This window comes from Plantibacter sp. CFBP 13570 (assembly GCF_014841395.1).
GTDB classification, from domain to species: Bacteria; Actinomycetota; Actinomycetes; order Actinomycetales; family Microbacteriaceae; genus Plantibacter; species Plantibacter auratus.
In genome coordinates, this window is the sequence record NZ_JACYTW010000094.1 from 1 (window position 1) to 9,369 (window position 9,369).

Annotated in this window: 11 protein-coding genes; 9 read left to right on the plus strand and 2 right to left on the minus strand. The window is 71.1% G+C overall.

Annotation, left to right across the window (positions count from 1 at the left end):
* The 6 genes from IFT89_RS18735 to IFT89_RS18760 form a co-directional block, all read left to right on the plus strand.
* A partial coding sequence (locus IFT89_RS18735) for an FAD-binding protein (protein ID WP_202939712.1) occupies nt 1-770 on the plus strand: 770 nt, incomplete at its 5' end.
* Entirely contained in the window at nt 764-1,615 is an 852-nt protein-coding gene (nadC, locus tag IFT89_RS18740) for a carboxylating nicotinate-nucleotide diphosphorylase (protein WP_159878220.1), read from the plus strand. The genes IFT89_RS18735 and nadC, both read left to right, overlap by 7 nt.
* Nucleotide 1,616: 1 nt before the next feature.
* Nucleotides 1,617-2,759 (plus strand): cysteine desulfurase family protein, encoded by a 1,143-nt coding sequence (locus IFT89_RS18745; protein WP_202939713.1) that lies wholly within the window; start codon nt 1,617-1,619, stop codon nt 2,757-2,759.
* A gap of 108 nt (nt 2,760-2,867) precedes the next feature.
* Complete coding sequence (locus IFT89_RS18750; protein WP_064296429.1) at nt 2,868-3,068, plus strand: hypothetical protein; 201 nt, start codon at nt 2,868-2,870, stop codon at nt 3,066-3,068.
* 135 nt (nt 3,069-3,203) lie between these two features.
* Nucleotides 3,204-3,419: a hypothetical protein gene (locus IFT89_RS18755; RefSeq protein ID WP_079705518.1), complete on the plus strand. Its 216-nt coding sequence runs from the start codon at nt 3,204-3,206 to the stop codon at nt 3,417-3,419.
* A 218-nt stretch (nt 3,420-3,637) separates the two neighbouring features.
* Nucleotides 3,638-4,207 (plus strand): carboxymuconolactone decarboxylase family protein, encoded by a 570-nt coding sequence (locus IFT89_RS18760; RefSeq protein WP_202939714.1) that lies wholly within the window; start codon nt 3,638-3,640, stop codon nt 4,205-4,207.
* A gap of 16 nt (nt 4,208-4,223) precedes the next feature.
* On the opposite strand, the gene IFT89_RS18765 is transcribed toward IFT89_RS18760, so the two are convergent.
* Nucleotides 4,224-5,879 (minus strand): ABC-F family ATP-binding cassette domain-containing protein, encoded by a 1,656-nt coding sequence (locus tag IFT89_RS18765; RefSeq protein ID WP_202939715.1) that lies wholly within the window; start codon nt 5,877-5,879, stop codon nt 4,224-4,226.
* Between the two features lie 209 nt (nt 5,880-6,088).
* Between IFT89_RS18765 and IFT89_RS18770 the strand changes: the two genes are divergently transcribed.
* Both IFT89_RS18770 and IFT89_RS18775 read left to right on the plus strand, forming a co-directional pair.
* Nucleotides 6,089-7,309 (plus strand): ice-binding family protein, encoded by a 1,221-nt coding sequence (locus tag IFT89_RS18770; protein ID WP_202939716.1) that lies wholly within the window; start codon nt 6,089-6,091, stop codon nt 7,307-7,309.
* A 46-nt stretch (nt 7,310-7,355) separates the two neighbouring features.
* Nucleotides 7,356-7,703 (plus strand): LysR family transcriptional regulator, encoded by a 348-nt coding sequence (locus IFT89_RS18775; protein ID WP_064296432.1) that lies wholly within the window; start codon nt 7,356-7,358, stop codon nt 7,701-7,703.
* Between the two features lie 13 nt (nt 7,704-7,716).
* Here the strand turns inward: IFT89_RS18775 and IFT89_RS18780 are convergent, their stop codons facing one another.
* Entirely contained in the window at nt 7,717-8,886 is a 1,170-nt protein-coding gene (locus IFT89_RS18780) for a hypothetical protein (protein WP_202939717.1), read from the minus strand.
* 135 nt (nt 8,887-9,021) lie between these two features.
* Here IFT89_RS18780 and IFT89_RS18785 point away from each other — a divergent pair.
* On the plus strand, nt 9,022-9,369 hold a 348-nt coding region (locus IFT89_RS18785), incomplete at its 3' end, for a hypothetical protein (protein ID WP_202939718.1).

Here is a 9,369-nt window from a genome sequence, read left to right on the forward strand (position 1 = left end):
CGGTGACGCTCGACGCGACCGCGCTCGGTGCGGACCGCCTCGCCGCGCGGTTCCCGGGGATCGACGAGCACCTCCGAGCCTCCGGCGTCGACTGGTCGCGCACACCGGTCGCCGTCGCCCCGGCCGCACACTATTGGATGGGCGGTGTCGCCACGGACCTCGACGGCCGGACCACCCTGCCCGGGCTCCTCGCCGTGGGCGAAGTCGCTCGCACGGGCGTCCACGGGGCCAACCGCCTCGCCTCCAACTCGCTCCTCGAGGGTGCCGTCTTCGCGGCCCGCGCCGTCGCGGCGATCGATGCGGCACCGGGTCTGATCGCCGGTCGCCCGAGGCTCGGCGGTCAGCGGGTCGTCCTGGATCCCCGTGCGGCCGATGACGATCCCGGGCTCCCAACGGACGCCGTCGAGCCCTTCAGCCGCGCGGCGCTCCACGCCGTGATGTGGCGGGATGCCGCGCTGGTCCGTGACGCGCGTGGTCTTGAGCTCGCGCGCCGGACCCTGGACCGTTGGTCGACCGAGCTCGATGACGTCGTCACCGCGCCACGGTCGGTCGCGGCCACCGAGGACCGCAACCTCCTGCTGCTCGCCCGGGCCGTTGTCGCCGCTGCCCTCGCGCGCACCGAGTCACGCGGTGCCCACGCCCGGGACGACCATCCCGGTGTCGATCCGGATCAGGCGTCGCCGATCGCGATCACCCTCGCGACCCCGGCTGACGCGCCCCAGCCCACCACCCACCCATCCGTGAACGGAACCGTGCTCGCACCATGCTGACCCCACATCTCATCGACACCACCGTCACCGCGGCTCTCGTCGAGGACGCCCCGTGGGGCGACCTGACGGCGGCGACCCTCATCCCGGAGGACGCCACGGCCTCGGCCTCCCTGGCCGCCCGCGAGGCGGGCGTCTTCAGCGGTTCGGCCGTGTTCGAGGCGGCGTTCCGACTGACCGACCCACGCATCACGGTCGCGTTCCTCGTCGCCGACGGCGAACGGTTCGCTGCGGGTGACACCATCGCCATGGTGTCGGGTCCGGCGCGTGCCGTCCTGACCGCTGAGCGCGTCGCCCTGAACTTCGTCCAGCGGATGAGCGGCATCGCGACCATCACCGCGGCGTACGTCGAAGCCGTGTCCGACACCCGCGCCCGCATCGTCGACACCCGGAAGACGACCCCGGGCCTGCGCGTCTTCGAGCGCCACGCGGTGCGATCGGGCGGCGGGCACAACCACCGCCATTCGCTCTCCGACGCCGTCATGGTCAAGGACAACCACCTGGCGGTCCTCCTCGAGCGCGGCCTGACGGTCACCGAGGCGTTGCTGCGGGCTCGCGAGGAGCTCCCGCACACGACGACGATCGAGGTCGAGGTCGACCGCCTGGACCAGATCGAGGCGGTGCTCGCGGCGGGCGTCGACACGATCATGCTCGACAACTTCACCGTCGACCAGCTCCGCGAGGGCGTCGCGCTGATCGCCGGCCGCGCCATCGTGGAGGCGAGCGGGAACGTGACGCTGACGACGGTGCGGGCCATCGCGGAGACCGGCGTCGATGTCATCTCCTCCGGTGCCCTCACCCACAGCGTCCGGTCCCTCGACCTCGGGCTCGACGTCTCGGTCGACTGAGATGCTCTACCTCGACAACGCCGCGACGACGCCGGTGCGCCCGGAGGTGCTCGAGGCGATGTGGCCGTACCTGACGAGCACCTTCGGCAACCCGTCGAGCCATCACACCGTCGGCGAGGCGGCGGCCGGGGCGTTGCGGGACGCCCGGCGACGCGTCGCGACCGTGCTGGGCGTCCGACCTGGGGACGTGGTGTTCACCTCGGGTGGCACCGAAGCGGACAACCTCGCGGTCAAGGGCATCACCCTGGCGGCCCTCGATCGCGGACGCCATGTCGTCACCTCGCCGATCGAGCACGAGGCGGTCGCGGAATCGGTCGCGTACCTCACGCGGTTCCACGGGGTCGAGGCCACCGTCCTCCCGGTGGACGGGACCGGCCTGGTCGACCCGGCCGACATCGCCGCTGCACTGCGGCCGGACACAGTGCTCGTCTCGGTGCTGGCGGCCAACAACGAGATCGGCACGGTCCAGGACCTGTCGGCGCTCGGAGGCGTCGCCCAGGCCGCAGGCGTCCCGTTCCACACCGACGCCGTGCAGGCGGCGGGATGGCTGCCGCTCGGACTGGATCGCCTCGGCGTGGACGCGCTGAGCCTCGCCGGCCACAAGCTCGGTGCTCCGAAGGGCGTCGGACTGCTCGCCGTGCGCGGCTCCCTGCCGTTGGAACCGCTCCTGCACGGTGGCGGTCAGGAACGCGGTCGCCGGAGCGGGACCGAACAGGTGGCCGCCGCCGTCGGGCTCGCGACGGCGCTGGAGCTCGCCGAGCGTGATCGGGTGGAAGCGGTGGACCGCGTCAGCGGACTGCGTGACGCGTTCATCGCGAGGGTCCTGAACGAGGTCCCGCGTGCTCGGTTGACGGGCCACCCCGAACGACGCCTACCGGGTATCGCATCGTTCGTGTTCCCCGGGACCTCCGGCGAGGCGGTCCTCCTCGAACTCGAACGGCGGGGCGTCATCTCCTCGAGCGGCTCCGCGTGTGCCGCCGGCAGCGACGAGCCGTCACCGGTCCTCCTCGCGATCGGCATCGCTCCGGAGGTCGCGCAGACCGCCGTGCGCTTCAGTTGGACCGCCGCCGTCACCGCGGCCGAGCTGGACCGGACGGCGAGCGCCGTCGTCGCCTCGGTGGAGGCCGTCGCGGGTCTCCGCTGAACCCCACGACGACCGACCGGACGGATCCGGCCGCGCGTTCGGTGACGGCTGTCCGACGCCGGGTGTCTGGCGGCACCCTCCGCCGGAGGCTGAGCTACGGTGGGATCCATGAGCACCGAGCAGGACGCGGCAGACCGCGCACGACGTCGACACGACAACGAGGACGCTGACGCCGTCACCCGGTTCCTCGCCGAGCGTGACCCGGAGTACGACCTCCACACCGAACGTCTGGTCGACCCGGAGGAGGTCATCCTCAAGGACTGGCTGCCGCACGCGACCCCGACCGACGGTGGCGCCCCCGCCCCCTGAGCGACGGCGCCCCCGCGCGCCGGATCGTCTCATGATCTAGCCGTCCACGCCTCGGAACACAAGTGGTTGCCTCGCGGGCGCGGGCCCGCGAGGCTGGAACGGTGACCGAGAGTCGGGATCAGAGACGGAGCTGACATGGGATTCCTGGACAACGCCAAGGACGCTGCTGAGGCGACCGGCCGGAAGATCGGCGAGACCGTCGAAGACGCCAAGGACCGGATCGGCGACAAGGTCGACGAGGCCAAGGCCGACGCGAAGGTGAAGCAGGCGGAGGCCGACGTGAAGAAGGCCGAAGCCGAGCGCGACACCACCGAGGCGAAGAACGACTACAAGGAGCAGCTGCGCGACTGACGCGCCCTCTGAACGACGAGGACCCCGCCTGGCGAACGCCGCGGGGTCCTCGCTCATTGTCGGGGCGCGGGTCTCCCCGGCGACAACCGGGGCCGGTGATGCCGATGTGATCGCCGAGACCAACCGGAAAAGGGTTCTGACAGCGCCGATCTCGAGTGCCATCATGAACGGTAGCCGCGGACGCCCGGCCCGCGGCCCGTTCCGACGAGGTGGCCGACATGTCGATCCTCCACACCATCCCCGAAGCCGATGCCGATGCGACGACGGCCGCGATGTACGACGACGACATCGCCGACCAGGGTTTCGTCGCGGCGCACACGAAGGTGATGGCGTTGAACCCCGGGGCCTACGCCGCGTGGGAGGCGCTGATCGGTGAGATCGCCCGACCGCTCGGCCTGCGACGCTACGAGCTCGTGACGCTCGCCGCGGCGCGAGGCACGCGGTCACGGCATTGCCGTCTCGCTCACGGCCGGAGATCGCTTGCGCTGTTCGAGGAGGACCAACTCGTGCGCATCGCGGCGGACTATCACGACGCCGGCCTGACCCCGGCGGAGGTCGCGATGATGGCCTACGCCGAACGGGTGGGTCGCGACTCGGACCGGATGACCGACGCCGACAGCCTGACCCTGCGCCAGCACGGCTTCTCCGACCGGGAGATCCTCGACATCACGCTCGCTGCGGCCGCTCGCAACTACTACAGCCGGGCGATCCAGGCGCTCGCGGTCGAGATCGACGTTCCCGAGGACATCGGACCCGAACTCCGTGACGCGCTCCTCCGAGGCCTCTGAGCGGTACCGCCGCGGGCTAGCGCTCCGCGACCTGGCCGGCCTCGACGACCCACCGCCGTTCGATCCGGACGGTGTCGAGCATGCGGCGGTCGTGGGTGACGAGGAGAAGTGTTCCGTCGTAGCTCTCGAGTGCCTCCTCGAGCTGTTCGATCGCAGCGAGGTCGAGGTGGTTCGTCGGCTCGTCCAAGACCAGCAGGTTGATCCCCGTCGCCTGGAGCACGGCGAGCCCGGCGCGGGTGCGCTCCCCCGGTGACAGCTCGTCGACGGGCCGGTTCACGTGGTCGGCCTTCAGCCCGAACTTCGCCAGCAGCGTCCTGACCTCTCCCGGACTGAGGTCGGGCACGATCGCCTCGAAGCGGTCGGCGAGCGGCTCCGTGCCGACGAGCAGTGAGCGGGCCTGGTCGATCTCGCCGATCCGCACACTCGAGCCGAGGCTCGCGCTGCCCGCGTCGGGTTCGCGACGACCGAGCAGCGTCGCGAGCAGGGTGGACTTGCCGGCGCCGTTGGGCCCGGTGATGCCGATGCGATCGCCCACGTTCACCTGGAGCGACAGGGGGCCGAGCTGGAAATCGCCCTGCCGGACGACGGCCTCGGACAGCGTCGCGACGACCGTGCTCGAACGCGGTGCGCTGCCGATCGTGAACTGCAGCTGCCACTCCTTGCGCGGTTCCTCGACCTCGTCCAGCCGGGCGATGCGGCTCTCCATCTGCCGGACCTTCTGGGCCTGCTTCTCCGAGGACTCCGCCGAGGCCTTCCGCCGGATCTTGTCGTTGTCGGGCGCCTTCTTCATCGCGTTCCGCACGCCCTGGCTGGACCACTCCCGCTGCACCCGGGCGCGACCGATGAGATCGGCCTTCTTGTCGGCGAACTCGTCATAGGCGTCGCGGGCATGCCGCCTGGCGACCTCGCGCTCCTCGAGGTACGCCTCGTATCCGCCCCCGAAGACGCGGTTGCTCTGCTGCGCGAGGTCGAGTTCGAGGACGCGCGTGACGCAGCGGGCGAGGAACTCGCGGTCGTGGCTGACGAGCACCACACCCCCGCGCAATCCCTGCACGAAGCGTTCGAGCCGCTCCAAGCCGTCAAGGTCGAGGTCGTTGGTCGGTTCGTCGAGGAGGACGATGTCGAATCGCGACAGCAGCAGCGCCGCCAGTCCAACGCGAGCGGCCTGCCCACCGGACAGTGAGGTCATCATCGTGGTCGTGACGTCCGCGTCGAGGTCCAGCCCGAGGTCGGCGAGGACCGCGGGGATCCGCTCCTCGAGGTCGGCCGCGCCGCTCGCCAACCAGCGGTCGAGGGCGGCGGAGTAGACGTCCGCGGGGTCCGCGCCCGCCTGCGGGGGTTCGGCGAGCGCCGCGGCGGCCGCGTCCATCGCCTCTGTCGCCGCAGCGCAGCCGGTGCGCCGGGCGATGTAAGCGGCGATGCTCTCGCCGACGACGCGCTCGTGTTCCTGCGGGAGCGCGCCCACGAAGGCGTCGGAGGGCGACAGCGTGATCGTGCCTGCCTGCGGTTCGAGGGAGCCGCCGAGGAGCTGGAGCAGGGTCGACTTCCCCGCGCCGTTCATCCCGACGACGCCGATGACGTCACCCGGTGCCACCGTCAGATCGAGGCCGTCGAACAGGGTGCGGTGGCCGTGTCCTCCGGCCAGGCCTTGGGCCACGAGCGTTGCAGTCATGGGTCAATCGTCTCACTCGGGCCGAGCGCAGGAGACCGTTCATTCCGCGCCACCCTCGCGCCCGCCCGCGAATAGCACGACATCACGATCGGGTACGCGTTCCGCACTAACCGACTGGGCGCCCCCCGAAGGTGTTACACAGGGAGCAGTTGCGGTTGATGTCGCCATCCTCTTTGGCTTCGCGCCCCTCCCACACGGAAGGGGCCTTCATGCGCCTCGAACTCTCTCCACCCGCCCGCAGCGCCAGACCCGCTCGCACTCGCCCACGGCTCTTCGCCGCAGCGGCAGTCGTGACCGTCGGACTCCTGGCCATCGGTGCCGGACCGGCGAACGCCGCGACCACGATCGACGGCCCGATCAACCTGGGCACGGCAGCCAAGTACGGCGTGCTCGCAGGGTCGACCGTCACCAACACCGACTCCCCGACCACGATCAACGGCGACCTCGGGCTGAGCCCGGGGAGCGCCGTGACCAATTTCCCGCCGGGCATCGTCAACGGCATCCAGGATGTGACCAACGAGGTCGCCGCCACCGCCAAGAACGACCTCCTCATCGCGATGGGTACCGCCTCCAGTCTCACGCCGGCCCCGCAGCAGGTCGGTGACCTCACCGGCCTCAACCTCGAGCCCGGCGTCTATGCAGGCGGAGAGATCTCCCTCACCGGCAACGTGACGCTCACCGGCGCCGCAGAGTCCGTCTGGGTCTTCCAGGCCGCGAGCACGCTGGACACCGCCGTCGGCTCCTCGGTCACCCTCGTCGGCGGCGCGAGTGCTTGCAACGTGTTCTGGCGAGTGGGCAGCTCGGCCACGCTCCGCGGAGGCGCGCCCTTCGTCGGCACGATCCTCGCCGACGCGTCCATCTCCACGCAATCGGGCACGGTCGTCGAGGGTCGCCTGCTCGCATCCACCGGTGCTGTGACGCTCGACAACACGGTCATCACCCGTCCTGCAGGCTGCGACGACGGCAGCGGCTCCGTCGTGACGACGAGCCCGGAGATCACCTCCGCTCCGCTCCCCGGCGGCACCGTCGGTACGACGTATGACAGCACCGTCACCTCCACGGGCAGCCCCGACGCGACGTACACGGTCACCTCGGGTGCCCTGCCCCCGGGACTCGTCCTCGACAGCGTGACCGGTGGCGTGACCGGCACGCCCACGACGCCCGGGACCTACACGGTCACCATCACCGCGAGTAACGGCGGCGCGCCCGACGACTCCATCGAATCGACGATCGTCATCGTCCCGCCGGGCACCCCGCAGGTCCCCGGTCAGCCGGCGGTTCCGGCCGGAGACATCACGAGGCTCCCCGACACCGGGTTCCAGGGATCCACGCTCGCGATCGTGGCCGGCTCCCTGCTCGGCCTCGGTCTGCTCGCGGGTATCGCCTCGGTGATCGTGCGACGTCGTCGACGCGACCAGCTGGGTGGCTGACGCGACACTGGTCGGCAGCCTGACGCCGTGACCGTAGGCTGAGGGCATGGATCACAAGCAGCTGCGCTCCTTCGTCGCCTCCGCGGAGACCCTCCACTTCGCGAAGGCGGCCAAGGCGCTCGGTGTGCCGCGGAGCACCGTCGTCGCCGACGTCCGGAAGCTCGAGGAGAGCGTCGGAGCGGAACTGTTCGCTCGCGACGTGGAATCCACGCAGCTGACGGACGCCGGCTACGCGTTCCTCATCGAGGCACGTCGCCAACTCGACGCCTCAGCGGCAGCAGCAGCGAAGTCGGCTCCTGCGCCGGGCGGCAAAGCCAAGGCGAACAAGGGCAAGGGTCGCGCGCCGAAGGTCAAGGGCGAGCCGCTGCCGTACAAGAAGCGCCAGGGTCGCTGAGTAGCACCCGCCGTCAGCGGTCCTGCGTCTCCGGCGCGGACTCGACGACCCGCACCGATTCGCCTCGCCGCTCCGCGTCGGCTCGGGCCGTGCGTGCGATCGACACGAGGGTTTCGACCGGTGTCGGCGCGGCCGAATCCACCGCGACGCCGAGGTTGGCAGCGCCGGCGAAGCCGTCGAGCTGCTGCGTCACGGCCTCCCGGTAGCCGGCGGCGATCGGTGCCGCGAGGTCGTGGAGACCCGAGAGGCCGGTCGGCCCCGGTTCGACCGACGTGGCCACGAGGATCGTCCCGCTCCACACGCGGGTGCAGACGGACCCGGCCGGCAGCTCACGGAAGACCGCGGCTGCGAGCAGTGCCTCCAGCTCCCCCGCCGTCGCCATCCCGTAGGCGCGGCGGAGGTCGCCGTAGCCGTCGATGGCCACCACGAGGATCGCGAGGCGACGATCGGGTTGCTGCCCCTCGCGGAGTCGGGTCGCCTCGGCGATGAACGCGCGGCGCCCCACCGCGCGGACGCCCACCCGCTCCGAGGAGAGGCGCTGCTTGCGCTCCCAGGAGCGCAGGAGGACGAGGCCGACGGCGATCGCGACGACGAACACGAGGTTCATGTAGGTCACGATGGGCGTGCTGAACAGCTGCTCGAAGATCTCCGAGTGAGGACCCGCCGTGAGGTAGACCGCGAGGCGCACGGCGGTGAACACCGCGTGCAGGATCATGACCACGACGAGCACCAGTGACGCCGGTGCCGTTCGCATCCGCCCCCGTCGCGCCTCGTACGCGACCAGGAGCGACAGCATGGTGAGCGAGATGAGCCGAGCGATGGTGCCGGCCCACTCCGGGTCGTCGGTGGGGTCGAGGACGGCGGAGATCGCCGTCACGCCGACGAAGAGGGTGCCGAGCAGCACGAGGCTGCGTCGACCGTTGAACAGCCGGCACCCGACCCACAGGGCGGCGATCGAGGCGACCATGGCGGCGTTGGCGACGGCGACGATCCATACCGAGTCGCCATTGAGCGTGGCGGCGAGGTAGCTGACCGCGGAGAGCAGGGTGGTGGCGAATCCGGACATCCAGGCTGCCATGTGGCGTCCGGCGAGGGTTCGCGCACTGTCGAGTCCGTAGAAGATCCCGCAGGCGGCGCAGACGATCACCGCCACTACCAGCATGCTCGCCAGATCGATCGTCACCCGTGGCCTCCCCCAGGCGCCCGTTCGGGTGGCGCCTCATCGAGCGTACCGCCGGAGCACGACCGCGCTGGCGGCAGGGACGTCGGAAGCATCCGGGTGCTGAACCACGGAGACCCGATGTGCCACCATCGATCCATGCGCGAATCGCCCGACCGTCCCGTCGCTGTCCGCGCGACGGCGTTCCGTGGCTCGTCGAGATGGCGCCGACGGCCGCTGCGGTTCGTCGGCTACGACGCCCTCCTGCCGGACGGTTCCGTCAGGTTCGACGTGGATCTCGCCGCAGCCATGCCCGCCCACCCGGCGGATGCCTCGACCCGCGACACGAACGTCCACGACCGCTGCCCCGAGGTCGGTGCCGGTCCGTGGGTCGACGGGTTCGGGCGTGCCGTCGACGGGCCAGAAGACGGCGGACCGCCGCTGAGCGCACGGCGCCGCGCGCGCCCCACCGACCTGCCCGGCCGCCGCCCATCGGCGAAGGTCGGG